The sequence below is a fragment of the Planomonospora alba genome, from assembly GCF_039534085.1.
Lineage (GTDB): Bacteria > Actinomycetota > Actinomycetes > Streptosporangiales > Streptosporangiaceae > Planomonospora_B > Planomonospora_B alba.
Map to the genome: position 1 here is coordinate 1 of NZ_BAAAUT010000094.1, position 17,641 is coordinate 17,641.

At 76.6% G+C, this 17,641-nt stretch carries 19 protein-coding genes; 4 read left to right on the plus strand and 15 right to left on the minus strand.

Annotated features, from left to right (window positions below; genetic code table 11):
* Positions 1 to 192: 192 nt before the first annotated feature.
* Positions 193 to 567 (plus strand): helix-turn-helix domain-containing protein, encoded by a 375-nt coding sequence (locus ABD823_RS32760; protein WP_344866524.1) that lies wholly within the window; start codon positions 193 to 195, stop codon positions 565 to 567.
* A gap of 229 nt (positions 568 to 796) precedes the next feature.
* On the plus strand, positions 797 to 1,069 hold the full coding sequence (locus tag ABD823_RS32765; RefSeq protein ID WP_344866526.1) for a multicopper oxidase domain-containing protein: 273 nt from the start codon (positions 797 to 799) through the stop codon (positions 1,067 to 1,069).
* A gap of 195 nt (positions 1,070 to 1,264) precedes the next feature.
* Here the strand turns inward: ABD823_RS32765 and ABD823_RS32770 are convergent, their stop codons facing one another.
* A complete protein-coding gene (locus ABD823_RS32770) occupies positions 1,265 to 1,612 on the minus strand; it encodes a VOC family protein (RefSeq protein WP_344866528.1) in 348 nt (115 codons plus the stop codon).
* 306 nt (positions 1,613 to 1,918) lie between these two features.
* On the opposite strand from ABD823_RS32770, the gene ABD823_RS32775 reads away from it, so the two are divergent.
* Complete coding sequence (locus ABD823_RS32775; RefSeq protein WP_344866530.1) at positions 1,919 to 2,308, plus strand: nuclear transport factor 2 family protein; 390 nt, start codon at positions 1,919 to 1,921, stop codon at positions 2,306 to 2,308.
* Between the two features lie 147 nt (positions 2,309 to 2,455).
* Here the strand turns inward: ABD823_RS32775 and ABD823_RS32780 are convergent, their stop codons facing one another.
* The 14 genes from ABD823_RS32780 to ABD823_RS32845 form a co-directional block, all read right to left on the minus strand.
* Complete coding sequence (locus ABD823_RS32780; RefSeq protein WP_344866533.1) at positions 2,456 to 3,844, minus strand: PAS domain-containing protein; 1,389 nt, start codon at positions 3,842 to 3,844, stop codon at positions 2,456 to 2,458.
* Positions 3,845 to 4,100: 256 nt separating this feature from the next.
* Complete coding sequence (locus tag ABD823_RS32785; RefSeq protein WP_344866535.1) at positions 4,101 to 4,787, minus strand: hypothetical protein; 687 nt, start codon at positions 4,785 to 4,787, stop codon at positions 4,101 to 4,103.
* Positions 4,788 to 4,831: 44 nt separating this feature from the next.
* Entirely contained in the window at positions 4,832 to 5,662 is an 831-nt protein-coding gene (locus tag ABD823_RS32790) for a glycerophosphodiester phosphodiesterase (protein WP_344866537.1), read from the minus strand.
* Between the two features lie 167 nt (positions 5,663 to 5,829).
* The gene (locus tag ABD823_RS32795) at positions 5,830 to 8,466 is read right to left on the minus strand and encodes an AfsR/SARP family transcriptional regulator (protein WP_344866539.1); all 2,637 of its coding nucleotides are present in this window, start codon (positions 8,464 to 8,466) and stop codon (positions 5,830 to 5,832) included.
* Positions 8,467 to 8,520: 54 nt separating this feature from the next.
* Positions 8,521 to 8,907 carry a hypothetical protein gene (locus ABD823_RS32800; protein ID WP_344866541.1) on the minus strand — a complete coding sequence of 129 codons (387 nt, stop codon included), beginning with the start codon at positions 8,905 to 8,907 and terminating at the stop codon, positions 8,521 to 8,523.
* Positions 8,908 to 8,998: 91 nt separating this feature from the next.
* Positions 8,999 to 9,412 (minus strand): pilus assembly protein, encoded by a 414-nt coding sequence (locus ABD823_RS32805; protein ID WP_344866543.1) that lies wholly within the window; start codon positions 9,410 to 9,412, stop codon positions 8,999 to 9,001.
* A complete protein-coding gene (locus ABD823_RS32810; protein ID WP_344866545.1) occupies positions 9,409 to 9,822 on the minus strand; it encodes a TadE/TadG family type IV pilus assembly protein in 414 nt (137 codons plus the stop codon). The genes ABD823_RS32805 and ABD823_RS32810 overlap by 4 nt, the downstream gene beginning before the upstream one ends.
* Positions 9,823 to 9,910: 88 nt before the next feature.
* Positions 9,911 to 10,801, minus strand: coding sequence for a type II secretion system F family protein (locus tag ABD823_RS32815; RefSeq protein WP_344866547.1), 891 nt, complete (start codon positions 10,799 to 10,801; stop codon positions 9,911 to 9,913).
* A complete protein-coding gene (locus ABD823_RS32820) occupies positions 10,801 to 11,667 on the minus strand; it encodes a type II secretion system F family protein (RefSeq protein WP_344866549.1) in 867 nt (288 codons plus the stop codon). The genes ABD823_RS32815 and ABD823_RS32820 overlap by 1 nt, the downstream gene beginning before the upstream one ends.
* The gene (locus tag ABD823_RS32825; protein ID WP_344866551.1) at positions 11,664 to 12,356 is read right to left on the minus strand and encodes a hypothetical protein; all 693 of its coding nucleotides are present in this window, start codon (positions 12,354 to 12,356) and stop codon (positions 11,664 to 11,666) included. The genes ABD823_RS32820 and ABD823_RS32825 overlap by 4 nt, the downstream gene beginning before the upstream one ends.
* Positions 12,353 to 12,922 (minus strand): SAF domain-containing protein, encoded by a 570-nt coding sequence (locus ABD823_RS32830; RefSeq protein WP_344866553.1) that lies wholly within the window; start codon positions 12,920 to 12,922, stop codon positions 12,353 to 12,355. Before ABD823_RS32830 ends, ABD823_RS32825 begins: the two co-directional genes overlap by 4 nt.
* A 98-nt stretch (positions 12,923 to 13,020) precedes the next feature.
* On the minus strand, positions 13,021 to 14,280 hold the full coding sequence (locus ABD823_RS32835; RefSeq protein ID WP_344866555.1) for a hypothetical protein: 1,260 nt from the start codon (positions 14,278 to 14,280) through the stop codon (positions 13,021 to 13,023).
* The gene (locus tag ABD823_RS32840) at positions 14,274 to 14,831 is read right to left on the minus strand and encodes a hypothetical protein (protein ID WP_344866557.1); all 558 of its coding nucleotides are present in this window, start codon (positions 14,829 to 14,831) and stop codon (positions 14,274 to 14,276) included. The genes ABD823_RS32835 and ABD823_RS32840 overlap by 7 nt, the downstream gene beginning before the upstream one ends.
* 115 nt (positions 14,832 to 14,946) lie before the next feature.
* Positions 14,947 to 15,747, minus strand: coding sequence for an oxygenase MpaB family protein (locus ABD823_RS32845; protein WP_344866559.1), 801 nt, complete (start codon positions 15,745 to 15,747; stop codon positions 14,947 to 14,949).
* Positions 15,748 to 15,982: 235 nt separating this feature from the next.
* Here ABD823_RS32845 and ABD823_RS32850 point away from each other — a divergent pair.
* Positions 15,983 to 17,641: histidine kinase N-terminal 7TM domain-containing diguanylate cyclase (locus ABD823_RS32850; RefSeq protein ID WP_344866561.1), on the plus strand; the 1,659-nt coding region annotated here is incomplete at its 3' end.

Here is a 17,641-nt window from a genome sequence, read left to right on the forward strand (position 1 = left end):
ATCGTCGTCCTGCAGCTCATCGAAGAGGACCGCTACTCAGGATGAAAAACGCTCACGCGTTGTTGAATGAGAAGACCGTGAGATGGATCGAGAGCCTCGGAGAGGGGACTCACCGGCAGCCAGTGCATCGCACTGGCGATGCTCCGGGACGGGGAGATCCTGGACAACCGCTCCTATCGGAGCACGACCGGTGTGGATTCACGGGTCGCCACGGCCGAGTTGCGGGATCTGGTGGCGCGCGAGCTCGTACTTCAGACAGGGACCCGGCGCTGGGCCCGCTACGAGCTGCCCCAGCGGCTGCGCGACCGTACCTCTGCCGGAGCCCCGGCTTCCACACGGGCCGACCGGCGTCCGCAGTTGCTGGGCGCGCTCGGCGACGAGACCCTCTCGAGAGCCGAGCTGGCCCGGCGCACCGGGCTCACGGATCAGACGGTACGGCGCTGGCTCTCGATCATGCGGGAGGAAGGCACGGTGGAACTGGTCGGCAGCTCCCCGCGGAGTTCAACCGCCCGGTACCGCCAGACACGCCAGGGCGCTGTTTTCCCGTCGGCCGGTCCTCAGCGGTGAGAGCCGGCGCCGACACACGCATGATCATTCGATGGGCCGGGGTCCACGTCGTCCCCTGGCCACCGCGACGCACGCCTCCGCGACAAGGCGACCGCGCAGACCCACGGGTTCAGACGCCGTAGATCTGCGCCGTGCCCCGCCGAGGCACCATCGCCACCAGCCGCCAGGCCCCTGACCAGGGGCTTGGTGCGGCCTTTTCCAGCGATCACACGCAGCCGGATGCCGTCGTGTGCGGCCGCAGGTCAGTGATCGGGGGACATACGAGGGACGATCCCGCATGCGTTTCCCAGGTCGCTTCCGTAAGGGCACGGTCTACCTGCCGCCGAAGAGCACGGTACGGCTCGCCGTCAGGTTCGGCCTGTTCACCGACCCGGCCGCGCCGTACATGTACCGCTGCCACATCCTCCGGCACGAGGACTGCGGCATGATGGAGCAGTTCGTGATCGTGGAGCCCAGCACCGAGGACCGGGTGTCCCGAACGATCACCGTCCACCACGTGTAGCGCCGCCGGGCGCGGCCGGGAGGCCGGAGTGCCCGCGGGAGGCGGCTTCGCGGCGGCCGGCGCCCGGCGTACGGCGCCCCGCGTGCGGCGCGGCCGCCGGACCCGGTGACGCGCCGCGCGGCGTGACCGCCGGACCCGGTGACGCGTCGGCCGCCGGGCCCGCTGACGGCGCCCGCCGTCAGCGGGCCTCCGCGGTCACCGGTGCCCCAGGACGTTGACCACGCGGCCGTTCGGGTCGCGGACGAAGAACCGGCGCACGCCCCACTCCTCGTCCCGCAGCGGGTGCACGATCTCGGCGCCGCTGTCGCGCATGGCCGCGTAGGCGGCGTCCACGTCGTCCACCTCGATGCTCATGTCGGGGGTGACGGGCGCCGTCGCGTCAGCGGTCATGACGCTGATCTGCGCGGTGGGGGCGGACGGGGAGGCGAGCGTCACGATCCAGCCGTGGTCCATGACCCGCTCCAGGCCCAGGAGCGCGTAGAACTCCGCGCTCTCCTCCAGGGCCTCGGACTGGACGTTGGGGACGATCCGGCGGGCGGGCATCGGCGGCTCCTGCGTGGGCGAGGGGATGCGGATCTGCTCTCTCCAGAATGGCGCGTGCGCCCCGGAACCGGTCGCCGGATCCACGGGAGTTCTCCGTCCGACGCGGTCGCGGGCGGTCACCGGGTCCGGCCGCAGGATCACCGGGCGCACGCGGTCCCGCCGGACGCGGGCGGTCCGTGAGGATCCGGCCCGGTCCCCTTGCCGCTCACCGGCTCCTTGCCGGTCGCCGGGCCGGTGCCGTACACCGGATGGCACGACCACCGGCTCGTCCGTGTCCCGGCGGGCCCATGCCCAGGAAGGACCACCATGACCGACCGCAGCACCCTTGCCGAGGAGCTGTACGCGGCCGAGAGGCGCCTTCAGGCGGCGCAGCTCGCCGGGGACGTGGAGGAGCTGGACCGGCTCCTCCACGAGCGGCTCGTCTTCACCGGGCCGCCGGACGGCGGATGCCACCCGGAGGCCAAGCGGCTCGACCTCGACAACCACCGCTCGCGGACCCAGGTCATGACGAAGGTCGCCGAGGAGGACCTGACCGTCCTCGTCGAGGGGACCACCGGCGTCACCTGCTTCCTCGGCACGCTGGAGGGCACGTTCGCGGGCGAGCCGTTCTCCTTCCGGATGCGCTACACCCGGACCTGGGTGCACACGGACGAGCACGGCTGGCGCATCCTGGCCGCCCACGCCGGCCAGGTGTGACACCCCGCCCGCCGCACCAGGAGGCGGCGCGGGCCGCTGCCCCGGGAGAGCGGCTCGCTCCGGAAGGCGCCGCCGGGCACCCCGGGGAGCGACTCCGGGCACTTCACGAGGCGACTCCGGGCACCCCGGAAGGCGCCGCCGGAGACCTCAGGAGGCGTCCTGGGCGGCCGTGGCGGCGTCCCGGGAGGCCGTGGCCGCGGCGCGGATCCGGCCGATCTGCGCCGCCGGCGCCTCGACGCCGAGCGGTACGGCCGAGCTCTCGAACTCCCGGCTCAGCGCACGCAGCATGTGCATGCCGTCCCAGCTCGCGGCGAACTCGTCGTCGATCGAGTCCACCAGGTCTCCGAGCGCGTCCTCGGCCCCGTGGCGCATGACGAGGATCCGCCACTGCCCGAGGAGGCGGCGGAACTCCTCCAGCCGCTCCCCCGCCTCCGCGAGCCCGGCGACGATCTCGTGCAGCGCCCGGTTCACCCGCTGCGCCGTGGCCGCCATCTCCGCCACGCTCTCCTGCACCGCGTCGCAGAGCAGCGGCACCTCCTGCAGCGAGGCCGGCGGCGCGACGTCGTCCACGACCTCGGCGGCGAACGCGGCGACCATGTCGTTGTGCAGGGCGGACAGCGCGATCCGGAAACGCAGGTCCGCGAGGTCCGAGCGCAGCGCGGCGAGCCCGGGCACCAGCAGCTCCAGGGCGGTCACCGCGGTTCGGGCCGACGTGGCCATCACCCGCGAGACGTTGTGCAGCACCGGCGCGGTCCCGGCGGCCAGCGTGGAGGCGGTCTGCGCGGCGGCGACCATGCGGTCGAGCCGGCGGGCCACGCCGAGCACCTGCGCGGACGACCGGGCGAGCCGGTCGCTGAACGCCCGGTAGCCCTCCAGCCGCCGCACCGTGTCGGCCAGGAGCGTCTCCAGCGCTCCGGCGCCGGCCAGCACCTCGGCGATCGGCCCCTGCGCCCACGGCCGGGCGTAGGTCGCGGAGGCCAGCCGGCCCCGGGCGGCGACCTCGGTCGTCAGCGCCTCGGTCAGGAACTCGTCGTGCGAGCCGAAGCCGAGCTCGCGCAGGGCGTGTTCGAGCCGCTCCATGCCGACCTGCGCCACCTCGCGCCGGTTCAGCCCGTCGCGTTCGGCGGCCTCCGCCTCGGCCGCGGCGACCTGCCGGTACACCTGCTTGACGGCGCCGAGCAGATCGGCCCGCGGCGCCATCCTGACCGACAGGAAGCCGTCCTCCGAGGGTGTCATGGTCGCGAAGACCCAGTAGCGGCTGCCGTCCTTGGCGAGGTTCTGCACGTACGCCCCCGCCGGGCGCCCGGAGAGCAGGCGGTCCCACACCAGCCGGAACACCCCGGCCGGCATGTCGGGGTGGCGCACGATGTTGTGCGGGGCGCCGACGAGCTCCTCGACGGAGAAGCCGGAGATCCGGACGAAGACCGAGTTGCCGCTGCGGATGAGCCCGTGCCGGTCCGTCGTCGAGAAGAAGAGCTCATCCGTACCGATGACCTGCTCCGCCTCGCTGGGCGCGGCCAATCCACTGAACGCCATCGTTCACCTCCCGATCCGCCGAGAGGTTACCAGCGGGTCACCATCACCTCGGCGACGACCGACTGTGATCGGGCCACGGGTTACACACTGTCCACCAAGCGCCCGAATCCGTGGTGACGTGCGACACCGTCACGCGGCGACGATCCCGCTCGTCACGGTGAGTGATCGGGCAGAGCCGGAGCGGGCGATGTCAGCCCCGGCCGTCGACCGCGTCCGTGACGGACGCCTCCCCTGACCGCCGCCGCCCGCGCGGCGGTCACCCCCAGGCGGCGCGCAGCGCGCGGATCTCCTCCGGCCCGCTCTCGCGGGCGATGTGGGGGATGTCCAGCAGATACCGGGTCCCGTCGGCGGGGAACCGGTCGCGGACCACGGCCGCGTCGGCGAGGACCTGCCCGTACAGCGCCGCCCCGTCCATGCAGAACACGTCGATGAACGCGATCCTCCCGTCCACCGCCCGCCGTACGTTGCCGGGGTTGAGGTCGATCCCGTCCCACCACGGCACCCGGGCGCGGAACCGCGCGTCGATCTCCAGTGCGGCGCGCCGCACCTCCTGCAGGGCCGGGTCGCCGCCGCCCTCCCGCCACCGCCGCGCCACGTCGGCCGCGGTGCGCTCCTCCACCGGCGCCAGGAACTCCAGCACCGCCAGCGAACCGCCGCCCTCCAGCGGCGTGCTGAACGCGACGCGCGGCAGGTACGGGTTGCCGGGCAGGCGGCTGCACAGCTCCAGGAACGCCGGGTAGGCCGGGTCGAACGGGCAGACCCGGGCGGCCAGCAGGCCGTCCGGGGAACGCAGGGCGACCGCCCAGTCCCCGACCCCGCACGGCGTCCACCCCAGCCGGGCGAGGCCGGCCAGCGCGTCGCGGTGCGATCCGGCGCTCCACGCCCCGCCGAGCAGCGGCGCGAGGTCCCCGCCGGGCACGGTCTCCTGATCGGCTGCCGACATGCCCGCAGCCTAGCGAGGAGCCGCACCCGGCGCGGCGGCCCGGATCAGCGGACGAGCCGGTGCAGCACGTCGGGCTTGTTGGTGATGATGCCGTCCACCCCCTGGGAGATCAGGCGGCGCATGACCGCCGGATCGTCCACGGTCCAGGTGTGGACCTCCATGCCGCGCCGGTGGACGCGGCGGACGTAGTCGGCCGTGAGGGCGGTGTGCGGCGGGTTGATCTGGTCGGCGAACGCCGCCAGCTCCGGCAGCTCCGCGGCCGCCGGCGTGCCGAGCAGGCCGACCGGGACCCGGGGCATGGCCCGGTGGAACGTGCGCATCGAGTCCCAGTCGAACGACTGCACCACGAGCCTGCCGGGGCGCAGCCAGGAGGAGTGGCGCCGCAGCTCGGTGGCGATGCGGGCCTCGATGCCCGGGTAGAGGTGCGGCGCCTTGACCTCAAGCAGCAGCCCCAGCCCGCTGCCGTCCATCGCGCGCAGCGCCTCGCCGAGCGTCGGCACGGGCTCGCCCGCGTACCGCGAGGCGAACCAGGAGCCCGCGTCCAGCTTCCGGATCTCCGCGAGGGTGAAGTCGCCGACCCGCCACGGCGCCCGATCCGGGAAGACCTGCTCGGCGTCGGTGGTGCGGGCCAGGGCCGTGTCGTGCATCAGGACCAGCTCGTGGTCCCTGGTCTCCTGCACGTCGAGCTCGAACATGTCGGCGCGCTGCTCCCGCGCCAGGTCGAAGGCGGCGAGGGTGTTCTCCGGCGCGTAGGCGGAGGCGCCCCGGTGGGCGACGTTGACCACCTCCGGCGCCGCCGCGGCGCCCGCCGCGGGGGTGAGCGCCGTGAACAGTGCCAGTGCGGTCGTGATGATGGGGCCGAGTCGTCGGAACATGCGTCTCCTCAGGCGTGCGGACGACCTACGGCCCGAACTTGACAATCGCAGATGACCGACGGCTGAGGTGGGAGTAACCATCGGATGCCCCCTGCGTGAGCATTCGCCCCGGTCCCGGCGCGGCGGGGCACGAGCCCGCGGCGAGTCCCGTCCGCCCGCGGGAGGGGTCAGAGCTCGGCCAGCAGCCGTTCCGTCTCGGGGGTGGGCCGTACCCCCATCGCGTCCAGGCGCTCCCGCAGGCGCGCCGCCGTCTCCTCCGCCCGGTCGCGCCGGCCGAGTTCGAGCTGGAGGCGGATGAGGCGGCGCCACAGCTCCTCCGGGTCCGGGTCCAGGGCGACGGCGCGCTCGAGGACGCCGAGGGCGGCGCGGGGGTCGTCTTCGGCGCGGAGCCCGGCCAGCTCGGCGAGCACGTCCGTCCGGAGCCGCGTCTGCGCGCTCCGCCGCTCGTCGATCCACCCGCAGGCGAGCCCCTCGGCCAGGGCGCCCCGGCACAGCTGGGCGGCGCAGTCTAGGGCTCCGAGCCGCGTCCTGCCGTCGCCGGCCGTGCGCGCCTCCTCCACCACGGCCTCGAAGTCCCACAGGTCCACGGCGACCATGACCGGGTCGAGGCGGTAGACCCCGCCGTCCTCCCTGATGAACGGAGAGCCGCGCCGCCCCCGGTCCGCGCCGTCGGCGGCGGCCCGCAGCGTGTCGCGCAGGCACCGCAGGGCGGCGTGCACGCAGGCGTCCCGCGACGCGCCCGGCCACAGCGCGGCGCGGATCTCCCCGCTCCCCACGCCGTCCGGGTGCAGGGCGAGGAGGACGAGCAGGTGCAGGGCGGGACCGTCCAGGGGGACCGCCTCGGGGCGGCCCTTCACCTGGACGACCGGGCGCCCGAGGATGGACAGCCGCACGGGTTCCGGCCCTTCCCAGGGCGGCAGCGCGTCCGGGTCCGCGCCCTCCTCCGCCGGGCGCCCGCCGTTCCCGTCCGGGACGGCGAGCCCGCGCAGGCCGTCCCCGTCCGGGACGGCGAACCCGCGCAGGCAGTCGCGCGCCTCGTCGGGCGGCAGGTGGAAGAGCCACCCCCCGAGCAGGTTCCCGGCCTCCGGTCCCTCCACCGCGCCGACCCGGCCGTCCGGTCCTATCTCGCAGGTCGTCCCGGACGGCCAGTCTCCGAGGAGCAGCGCCCCGGTGCCGGTCCGGGAGGAGGACGCCAGCAGTCCGGCGACGTCCCAGTCGAAGAGCTCCTCGGTCACCGCGGCGACCAGCAGTACGGCGGGCAGCGCCTCTCCGGGATCGCGTTCCCGCAGCTCGGCGACGTCGGTCGCGGCGCGTTCGATCAGCATCCGGCGCCGGGCGAAGTGCGTCTCGGTGAACCGGTCGACGGCCGCGTCCGCCGACTCGACGACCGCCAGGCCCGGTACGGCGCCCGCCAGGCTCTCCGCCTCCCGCGCGGACAGGCCGAACAACTCCCGCAGGTCCGCCGTACGGATGACGACCTCGGCACGGAACCACCCGGCCTGCCGGAGCAGGTCGAGGACCAGCGCGCGGGCTGCGGGGGCGGCCCCGGCCCCGGTGAGGCCCAGGTTGAGCCCGGCGAGTCCGACCTCGACCCGGCTCCGGTCCGTGCGGTGGCCGGCGAGTAACCGGTCCGGGACCCGGAGGGAGAACGCCTGCCGCACCAGGTCCGCGTCGGACGGCGGCCCCTCTCCCCGGTCCGCGCAGGTCCGCAGGTGGGCCCGGCGCAGCGCCCGCACGACGGGGGCGGGCTCCGGCTCCGGTCCCGACCCGGCCGGAGCCGGACCCTCGGGCGGAGCCTGGACCGGAGCCGTCTGCTGGACCCGCAGGAGGATCCGCCTCCTCCGGTGGCGGTGGAGACGGGCGGCGGCGTGGGCGGTGCTGACCCCCGCGGCGAAGGGCAGGGAGACCACACCCCCCGACGGGGTCTCCACCGCCAGCCCCGTCCGCGGGGCCGCCTCCCGGGCGGCGGCACCCGGCGCCGCCGGATCGCCGGGCGCAGGCTCGGGCCCTCCCGCACCGGCGTCCCCGCAGGACCCGGAGGGCGCGCCGGCCGGACGCACGCGGGTGGGAGCCGCCCGACCCGCCGGGGCCGGACCCGCCGGGTCGCCGGGGGCGCCCGCGGCCGTCGCGGGCGGATCCGGGTCCGCGTCCCGGAGGACCGGGCCCGGCGGGAACCCGGCGGAGGGAGTCCGCGCCTGCGGCACCGGGACGGGCGGAGACGGCCGCCGGACAGGTGGAACGGGGACGGGCGGCCAGGAGGACCGGGGAGCGGGCGGCGGACCGCCCGGGTCGGTCGCGTCCTTCTCCAGGGTGATCCTGCGCATCGGCGCCGTCGGGCACGAGTCGTCGGCGGCGGCCACCATGATCGTCGACGGCTCCGCCCGGACGGCCGCGGGCGGCCGGTCCAGCGGCAGCGCCACCGCGGCCAGCGCCCCGACCAGCCGCTCCGCCACGACCCGCACCGGTCCGAGCGGTGGGGTGCGGATCTCCACGCCGCGCACCGCGACGGCGGTCTCGGCGAGCACGGCGACCGTGAACGCCGCCCACAGCAGCCAGAGCGAGCCGGCCAGGAGCGCGAGCGGCGCGCCGTCAGGGAGCGGGGCCGCGAGCGCCTCCCCGACCTCCTCCCACGACGGGACCCGGGTGGGGACCAGCGCCGCGATCCACGCCGGGAGCCGCTCCGGCGGGGGCGGAGCGGCGAGCCGGACCAGGAGGACCGGGAGCCCCGCCTCGACCGCCGCGAGCACGACGAGCGCACCGGTCAGGCGCGCCGCCCGCGCGGCGACCGCCGACGCCCTCCTCATCGCGGCGCCCCCGCCGCGGCACCCGCGCCGTCCGGGGTCACGCCCTCCTCCTCGTCACGGCGCTCCCGCCGTCCGGCGCTGCGCCGTCGCCGACGCCCTGCCGGTGACCTGGACGTCGCCCACCCCGACGAGGCCTAGGATCCGCAGCGGCCGGGTGGCCCGGACGACGACCGTCACCGTGTCGCCGGAGACCTCCACCGCGGCGGAGTCGGGGGTCGCGGCGGCGTAGGCCAGCGCGGCGGCCCGGGCGCGGACCGGGTCCAGCCGGATCTCCCCGACACGCCGGTAGGCGGCGAAGTCGAGTTGCCGGGCACCCGCGCGCGCGGCCTCGTACGCCTCGTTGACCGCCTGTGCCCGGGCGGCGAGCACGAGTCCCCCGTCCACGACGATCCCGGCCAGCAGGAGCAGTGCGCCCACGACGCCCACCGCGATGCCTCTCATCGCAGGCTCCCCCTCATCGCGTGCCTCCCGTGCCTCCTTCCGCCCCGCGCCCCCGCGGGCCCGTCCACCGCGCCCTCCTCCGCCGCTCCGTTCACCGCACCCGCCAGGAGTGGACCGGTACGGCGAAGGCCGAGGTGAGGTCCGTACCGCCCGGGACGCGCGCCATCGCGATGTCCGCCAGCCGGATGCGGCAGGTCACGGTGACGGTCACGGTGCCGCCCGGCTGCAGCGCCCCGACGCCCACGTGCAGATCGCGCCCGGCGCAGCCGGTGCGGCCCGAGGCGAGCGCCGCCTCGGCGGCGGACCGGGCCGCCGACAGGGCCGCGCCCGGATCGCGGGCGACGGCGGCGGCCCGGGCCGCCTGGCGGGTGGCGCCGTCGACCTCCAGCCGGGCGCCGACCAGGCCGCCCGTCACGAGCGCGGCCAGGGCGAGCAGGACCAGCAGCGGCACGGACAGCAGCAGCGCCGTGCCCGCCGCCCCCCGGTCACCCCGTACCGGTCTCACCGGCCGCCCCCCGCGTTCCCCGCCCCCTCCACCGGCCCGTGCACGACCACCCGCACCGGCAGCTCCAGGAACGGCACGACCGCCTGGGCGGCCCCGCTGACCTCCGCGTGGGCGGTCTCCGCCGTGCGGGACACCGACACCTGCGGGTCGCGCAGCGCCGACCGTCCGAGCTGCGGCAGCAGCAGCGCGGCCTTCGCCTGGCCGCCGCCCGCACCGGCCCCGCGGACCCGGGCGGCCGCCAGCGCCTCGGCCGCCGTCACCTCCGCGACGTGTACGGCGTGCCGCCACACTCCGAACTGGACGACGAGCAGGACCAGCAGCAGCGCGGCGGGGAAGGCCACCGCCGCCTGCACCGTCGCGGCGCCCCGATCCGCCGCGCGCCCCCTCCGGCCCACCACCGTCCGGCCCATCGAGGACACCGTCCGGCCCGCCGCGGACCACCGCGTCCGGTCGCGGATCACCTCGTTCCCCCCGTCGCGCAGAGCTCCTCCAGCGGTTCTAGAGCCCGGACAGCACCGAGACGACGGCCGGATACCCGATGAAGACCAGGAAGCCGAGGAGCAGACCGGCCACGGGCAGGCCCATGCGCTCCGCCGCGATCCGGGCGGCCGTCTCGACCTCGGCGAGCTCGCGGGCCCGCAGCGCCGCGGCCCGGGCCGCGAGCGAGGCGCGCAGCCGGGCGCCGTCGGCCCCGGCGAGTCCCCCCGCGACGGCGAGCTCGGCCAGCTCGCGCACGCCGTACTCCTCGCCCATCCGCCCCAGGGCGGCCCAGGGCGGGCGGCGGGCGGCCTGGGCGGCTCTCACCGCGCCCTGGAGCCGCGTGAACGCCCACCCGCTCCCGCCCCGGACCGCCTCGGCCAGCGCACCGTCCAGGTCGCGGCCGTCCGCCAGGGCGATGACGGTCAGGTCGAGGAAGGCCGCCAGCGCGTGCCGGAGCTCGGCCCGCCGCCGGGCGGCCCGGGCCTTCAACGCCGGTTCGGGGAGCAGGAAGCCCGTCACCGCCAGCGGCAGGACCGCCCCGGCGGACAGCTGCCACGGCAGCGGGACACCGGCCCACAGGGCGACGGCGTGCGCGGCGGGGGCGACCAGCGCGAGCGCCAGGGCCGCCGCGGCCTTCTCCCCGAACAGGCTCTCCGCGCTCCGGCCGCAGACGGCCAGGTCACGGCGGGTCGCGGTGCCGGGCAGGCCCCAGGCGGCCAGCGGCCCGGCCAGCGGGCGGCCGATGCGGCCGCGCCAGCCCCCGGCGGCACCGGCGCCGTGCCGTGCGGGGGTGCCGTGGCGGAGCCGGTGCAGCTCCTGGGCGAGCGTGGGCCGGGCGGGCCAGATCCCGAACAGCACCGAGACCAGCCCCAGCCCGGCGCCCGCGCCGAGCAGCAGTGCGACCACCATCAGCCCTCACCCCCGCCGGTTCCGGAGGGCGGCAGGCGCGGCGGGTCGGCGATCCGGCCGGTCCGGTGGAGCAGCAGGAACGAGGCGGCGCAGACCAGCCCGGTCACCAGCAGGACGAACTGCCCGTCCACGGTGTCGTAGGGGGCGAGGAACTCCCGGTTGAACACCACCAGGGCGCCCGCCGCAGCCGCCGTCGCGACGACGATCGCCCGTGCGGACGCCCGGGCCCGGGCCCGGGCGTCGGCGACGCGCAGCCGGAGGGCGGCGTGGGCGCGGGCGGTGTCGGCCAGTGCGCCGAGCAGGTCGCCGAGCCGGTCGGTCCGCCGTCCGGCGGCCAGGACCAGCGCCGAGCACACCAGGTCGCCGGTCGGGTCGGCCAGTTCCGCGGCGAGCTGCCGGAGCGCGTCCGGGAGCGGCTCGCCCCGGTCGACCCGCGCGGCGCACCAGACGATCCGGGAGCGGATCGCCTGCGGCGCGATCGGCGCGGTCGCGGTGACGACCTGCTGCAGGCGGGTCGGCGTGACGAGGACGTCGCGGAGCATCTCCGCCCAGCTCGCGACGGCCTCGATCCGCTCCACGGTCCGGGCGTGCTCGCGGTCCGGACCGAGCACCCCCGGCAGGAACCAGCCCGCGAGCCCGGCCAGCGCGGTGCCGACGGGCCACCGGGTGAGCAGGGCGACGGCGGCGGCCGCGGCCAGCGAGGCGGCGAGCCGGACCAGGGTGCGGCGGTCGGCGCGAGGCCCGCGCCCGAGCCGTTCCCTGTGCTCCCGGTCGTCCCCGCCCCGGCGGAGCCCGGAGACGATCAGCAGGAGCCCGGCCCCGGCGCCCGCCCCGGCCAGCACGGAGAGCAGCACCTGCCCGGTCACGCCGCGCCTTCCAGCGGGGCCACCGCGGCGAGCGCGCCGGAGATGCGGCGGGCGGCCCGGACCAGGCGGGTCCGCTGCCGCCGTCCTTCCAGGAACGCCTGGGCGGCCGGGTCGTGCGCGACGTGGGCGCGGATCCGCACGCCGATCGCGTCGGTCACCTCCCGGGGCGGGTAGTCGCCCCGGCCGACCAGGACCAGTTCGGCGTGGGGCACGGTCTCCGCCAGGCCCTCCAGGTGGGCCAGGTCCGTCAGCCGGGGGCGGGCCAGCACCAGGACGCGGTCCATGCTCGCGGCGAGCTCCGCGGCCGGGCCCGCCAGGCGGCCCAGGTCGGCGAGGACGGCCGTGCCGGCCGGGAGCTTGCCGAAGACCTCCGGCAGCGTGGCGCTGAGCGTCATGAGCGCGGTGTGGGCGTGGTCCGGCCGGGTGGGGGCGGTGATCACCCGCAGTCCGCCGGGGAGGGCCTGCGTGTGGCGCCAGAGCACGTCCGCGTCGCGGCGGCTGCGGGTCTCGGCGGCGAGGGAGACGGTGCCCGGTGCCGGTTCGAGCCGGAAGCGGCCGCGGCGCTCGCCGCCGGAGGCGTCCAGCTCGGCCAGGATCACGTCGGGTCCGGGCCAGGTGGCCGCCAGGGCGAGGGCCAGGGTGGTCACGCCCGGGGAGTTCTTCATCGAGGCGACGCCGATGACGGTCATCGCGCCTCCGGCGAGACCTGGACCAGGCTGAACAGTCCCTGCGCGACCGGGACCGCGATCTTCTCGGCGTCGTTCCGGGACAGCAGCAGCGTGACCACGGCGGGGCTCTGCGGCTGCTCGGGGCGGCGCACGTCGGTCACCACAGCGATCACCGGCTGTGACCTGGCCCGGGTGCTCGTGACGACGGTGTCGCCGGGGAGTTCCGCGACGGCGACCCGGTCGCCGGGTGCGAGGCCGGGGGTGTACTGCCCGGGCCGTACCGCGGCGCCGATCAGCGCCTGGTCCGGCCGCGGGTAGGCGGCGGCGCCGATGTTCTTCTCAGTGAGCAGGGCGCCGGCCACCACCGGGAGGGTGAGCCTCCTGCCGACCAGGCTCTCGGCCCGGCTCGCCGGGATGAGCCCGGCCGCCGTGCTCCCGGTGACCGTGCGCAGGTCGTCCGCGGTGAGCACGTGTCCGGCCGGGAGGTCCGCGCGGACGGCCACCGCGCCGTCCATGCCGCCGGTCCGCAGGGTGACCGCGGCCGAGCCGAGCGCGCACGCCGCCACGAGGACGGTCCCGAACAGCACTCTGGCGGTGCTCCGGCGTTTCCTCGGAGCGCCGGTCGTCGGCCGCGCCGGTCTGACCGCCGTCGTGACCACTGCTTCCCCCTCTGCAGGCTGTGACATCAGGATGTGACGATCGCTTGGGACTCGGCGACGCGGAAGGCCGTGCCCGCCGAGGTGGTCAGGGGCGGGAGCGGGCCGCTCCGCCCGCCGGCGGTCCAGGTGGCCTCCCAGGTGACCGTCGCGGTGACGCGGTACTCGCCGCCCGCGGCGTCCGTGCTCGGTTCGAGGTAGGTGTGGCCGCAGGTGGGCGAGGGGCGGCGCGGGTCGTCCCGGCCCTCGCGGTACGCCGTGCCCGGGCCCCGGCAGACCACCGTGGTGCCGTCGCCCATGGTCCAGGTCACGCGGACCGGCCGGGCGACGACGGTGGCGGTGGTCCCGTCCTCGGTGGCGGTGGCCGTGCGCGGGCGCCAGGTCCTCCGCGGGACGGTGAGCCAGATCGGGAACCGGACCAGTTGCAGCTCCTCCGGCCGGGGGGAGGAGCCGATCTCGGGGCGGGGCAGGTCGAGGCGCTCCGCCGCCGCCACGGCCGCCGCCGGGGGCCGCGCCCGGGCCCGCCCGGCGTCCTCTCCCGCCGTGCCGGCCCCGCCGCTGCCGGATCCGCCGCCACCGGCCCCCCGCGCGGGGACCGTCCCGCCGCGCGCCGACGCCTCCAGCGGCTCTCTGGGGTCCGGACCGTACGGCAGCGCCAGCGAGTCGGCCCCGTACGGCGGGCCGCCCGCCCGGCCGGAAGGGCCGGGCGCGTACGGCGTGCCCGCCCGGCCCCGGAGACCGGAGAGCCCGGCCGCGCCCGGCCGGTCCGCGACCGGTTCACCTGCGGCGTCCGTCCGGCCCCGGTGCGGGGCGGCGCCGTCCGGTGGGAGTGCCGCGCTCCCGGCGACCTTCTTCCACCAGCGCCTGACGCGCGTCACGCATCCCGGACCGCCTCCGGAGCCGCACCGGATGAACGTGAGACCGCCGACGGCCTCGTCCGCGTCCCCCGCGGCGCGGCCGGCGGAGGCACGGCTCCGGGGGAGGTTGCCGCCGGCGGCGCGGCCCGCGGGGGCACGCCCCCCGGTGGCGCGGACGGTCTCCCCGCCTCCGGAGTCCGGGCTCCCCGCGCCGGAAACGGCGGCGGCCGCTCCGGGCGCGGTCACCACGGCCGCGGCTCCGGGAGCGGGCGCCGTCCCGGCACCGGCTCCGGGCGCGGCCACCACGGCTCCGGCGCCCGTCCGGGGAGCGGCCGCCACCGCGGCGCCGGGAGCGGCGGCGGTGCAGAGCGCGGTGACCAGCGTCGCGGCGCACCGCAGCACGCCCCGGCCCGGCACGTCGCGGCTCAGCATGTCCCGGCCTCCCTGAGCACCAGCGTCCTGACGTACCAGGAGCCGTCCCGCAGGACCAGGCCCGCGGCGGTCCGGTGCCGCCCGGCGGGCGCGCCCCCGGTCACCGCCTCCCCCGCCCGGGTGCGGACGGTGAACCCGGTGTCGTCCACGCAGTCGACGATCCTGGCCCTGGTCGGCGCGACCGCCGGCCTGAGCGCGGTGACCTCCGGGGACAGGGCCGGTTCCCCCCGGACGACCTGGCCCTTCCGGCCGGCGAGCCACAGGCCGTGCCGCAGCACGGCGAGGGCGTCCCCGGTGGCGTACTCGCCGAGCCCGGGTGCCCGCCAGTCGGCGCTCCCGGCCGCGGCGGTGAACTCCCGCCACATGCCGCGGTAGGAGGCGAGCACGGCGCGCTCCGCGGCCACCCGGGGTCCGGGGTCGGGGTCCGCGGGCAGGACCGGCCGCTCCGCGGCGGAGACGGGCTCGGCGGGCGCGGACTGGCACCCGGTGAGCAGGCCGGTGACGACGGCCCAGGTCGCCAGAGGCCCGTAGACGGCACACCGTCGCCACATGACATGTCCTCGCTGGTCAAGAAGAGGTAACCACGTAGAGTAGCCACAGTAATGCGAAGGGTCACCGAATTCCAGTAAGGGGCGACGGCGCGGCGGTCCGGTCCCGGATCCGCGGTCAGGCCGGGACGGTCCTGCGGCCGCCCGTCCTCCTGCGCAGCTCGCGCAGGTAGTGGTCCCGGGGCAGGGTGCGCACGCGCAGCGGCAGCCTCGGATAGACGAGGGCCAGCAGCCGCAGGAGCAGGCGGAAACGCATCCGCCGGGCGGGGGTCCAGCTCCAGCCGTACTGCTCGCGGATCGGTGCGGGCATCAGCCCCGCGGTCATGAGCCGGACGGCGGGCAGGCCTGGGCGGAGGAACCACGGCACGTCGGGGTGGAGCACCTGCTCGGCGACGGCCCGCGAGGCGTCGCCGATCTCGATCCTGGAGATCATGTCCGCGTAGTAGACGCGGAAGTCGGCGTAGGTGGCGGGCGGCTTGTCGGGCGGGCAGCCGAGGATGGTCGCGAAGACCTTGGACTGCTCGTAGTACGCGGCGCGCTCGGCGTCACTCAGCCGCCCGAAGAGGCTCTCGTAGAGGTGCACGGCGGTGGCGAAGAGCGTGGCCGCCACCCAGACCTGCAGTTCGGGGTCGTTGGCGCGGTAGCCGGGACCGGTCACCCGGTCGTGCATCCTCGTCACGACCGCGCTCAGCCGCTCGGCCTCCTCCCGGGTGCCCCAGGAGACGGCGTAGACCCACTGCATGGTGCCGCGGAGCCGCCCGAGCGGGTCCTCGGCGGTGTAGCTGTGGTCGTAGACCCCCTGGGCCACCTTCGGATGGGCCGTCTGCAGCAGCGACGCGGCGCCGCCGGCGGCCAGGAGGATGCCCTCACGGGACACCCTGCGGATGAGATCGTCGTCCTCGAACAGTCCGTTGCTCACGCAATCATCGTAAGTAACCAGTTACTTGAAGACAAGGCGCGGTCGGCGCCCGCCCATGGCGCCCCGCTCCGGCGCCCCGCTCCCGGCATCCCGCCTCCGCCCCGCCCGGCGTCCTCGGACGGCCCTGCGGCGCGTCCCCGGGCGGCGCGGATTCCCCGCGGCGGATCCCTACGGTGGAGGGCCGTCCGGCCGATGGGGGGAGGACGTACCGGATGTGCGAGGAAGGAGCGGGATGATGGGGCTGCCGTTCCTGCTCCCGCTCTTCGCCCTGTCGGCGGCCGTGGCCGCCGTGGTCGCCGCCGTCGGCTGGCGCCGCCGCCGCGCGGCCCCCGCGGTCGGCACCCTCGCGTCCGCCGCCGCGGCGATCGCGGTGTGGTCGGTGTCGGAGGCGCTCATCGCGCTGAACACCGACCCGGACGCCGCGCTCCTGCTCGCGATCGTCAAATACCTCGGCGTATGCGCCGCCATGGCGGGCTTCTGGTGCATGTCCGCGGCCATGGTGGACCGTGCCTGGCGGTTGCCGCGCCGTACCGCCCTGCTGCTGACGGTCGAGCCCGCGCTGGTCGCGGTCGCGATCGCGACCGGTCCCGCGCACCACCTGTTCTTCCTCTCCATGGACTGGGCGGTCTCGCCCGACGCGCGGATACCCGAGTTCGGCCCGCTGTTCTGGGCGCACACCGCCTACAGCTACCTGCTGTTCGGCGTCGCCGTACTGCGGCTGGCCCGCGCGTGGCTGCACGGCCCGCGCCCCCACCGCCGCCTGTACGGCCTCATCCTGCTCAGCGTCGGCCCCTCGACCCTGGGCAACGCGCTCGGCCTGCTGGGGCTCGTGCGCACCGCCGACCTGACCCCGGTCGGCTTCTGCGCCACCACGGTCATCACGCACTGGCTGCTGGTCCACCGGTCCCTCCCCGAGCTGGTCCCGGTGGCGCGCGACCGGGTCGTCGAGATGATCGGCGACGCGGTGGTGACCGTCGACTCGACCGGCCGGATCCTCGACCTCAACTCCGCCGCCGGGCGCATGCTGCACCGGCTCCGGCCCGGCCTGCCCGGCAGGCTCCTCGGGCTCTCGCTCAAGGAGATCCTCGGCGGGGTCTACACCCCCGCCGAGGGCGGGGAGACGGACCTGGTCTTCACCGACCGCGCGGGGCGGCACGTGGACTTGAACGTGCGCACCACCCCGCTGCACGACCGCCGGGGCGAGCGCGCCGGGTGGGCCATGGTCGGCCGGGACGTCACCGCGCTCAACCGGCAGCGGCGCGAGCTGGAGCAGGCCAACGCCCTGCTGCTGGAGCAGCAGGGGGAGCTGGAGCGGGCCAACTCCCGCCTGCGCGAGCAGCTGCGCACCATCGAACTGCTCCGCGCCGACCTGGCCGAGCAGGCCTCCCGGGACGCGCTGACCGGCCTGCACAACCGCCGCCACCTGATGGACGGGCTCCGGCGCGAGGTGGCCGGGGCCGCCGGGGGCGGTTCGCCGCTCAGTCTCGCCCTGCTGGACATCGACCACTTCAAGCAGGTCAACGACCGCTACGGCCACCTGGCCGGGGACGAGGTCCTGGTCCGCTTCGCCCGGCTGCTCGGCGGCGCCGTCCGCCCGGGGGAGGTCGCCGCGCGCCACGGCGGGGAGGAGTTCGTCGTCGTGTTCCCCGGCACCACCGGGCAGGAGGCCTTCGCCCGGGTCGACGCGCTGCGCGCGCGGGTGGCGGGCGAGACCGTGCACGCCTGCGGCCGCACGCTGCGTGTCACGTTCAGCGCCGGCGTCGCCTCCCTGTCACCCGGGCAGAGCCCCGACGAGCTGCTGCAGGCCGCCGACGAGGCGCTCTACGCCGCCAAGCGGCGCGGCCGCGACCAGGTCGAGCAGGCCGCGGCGCCGGACCCGGACGCGACCGGCGCC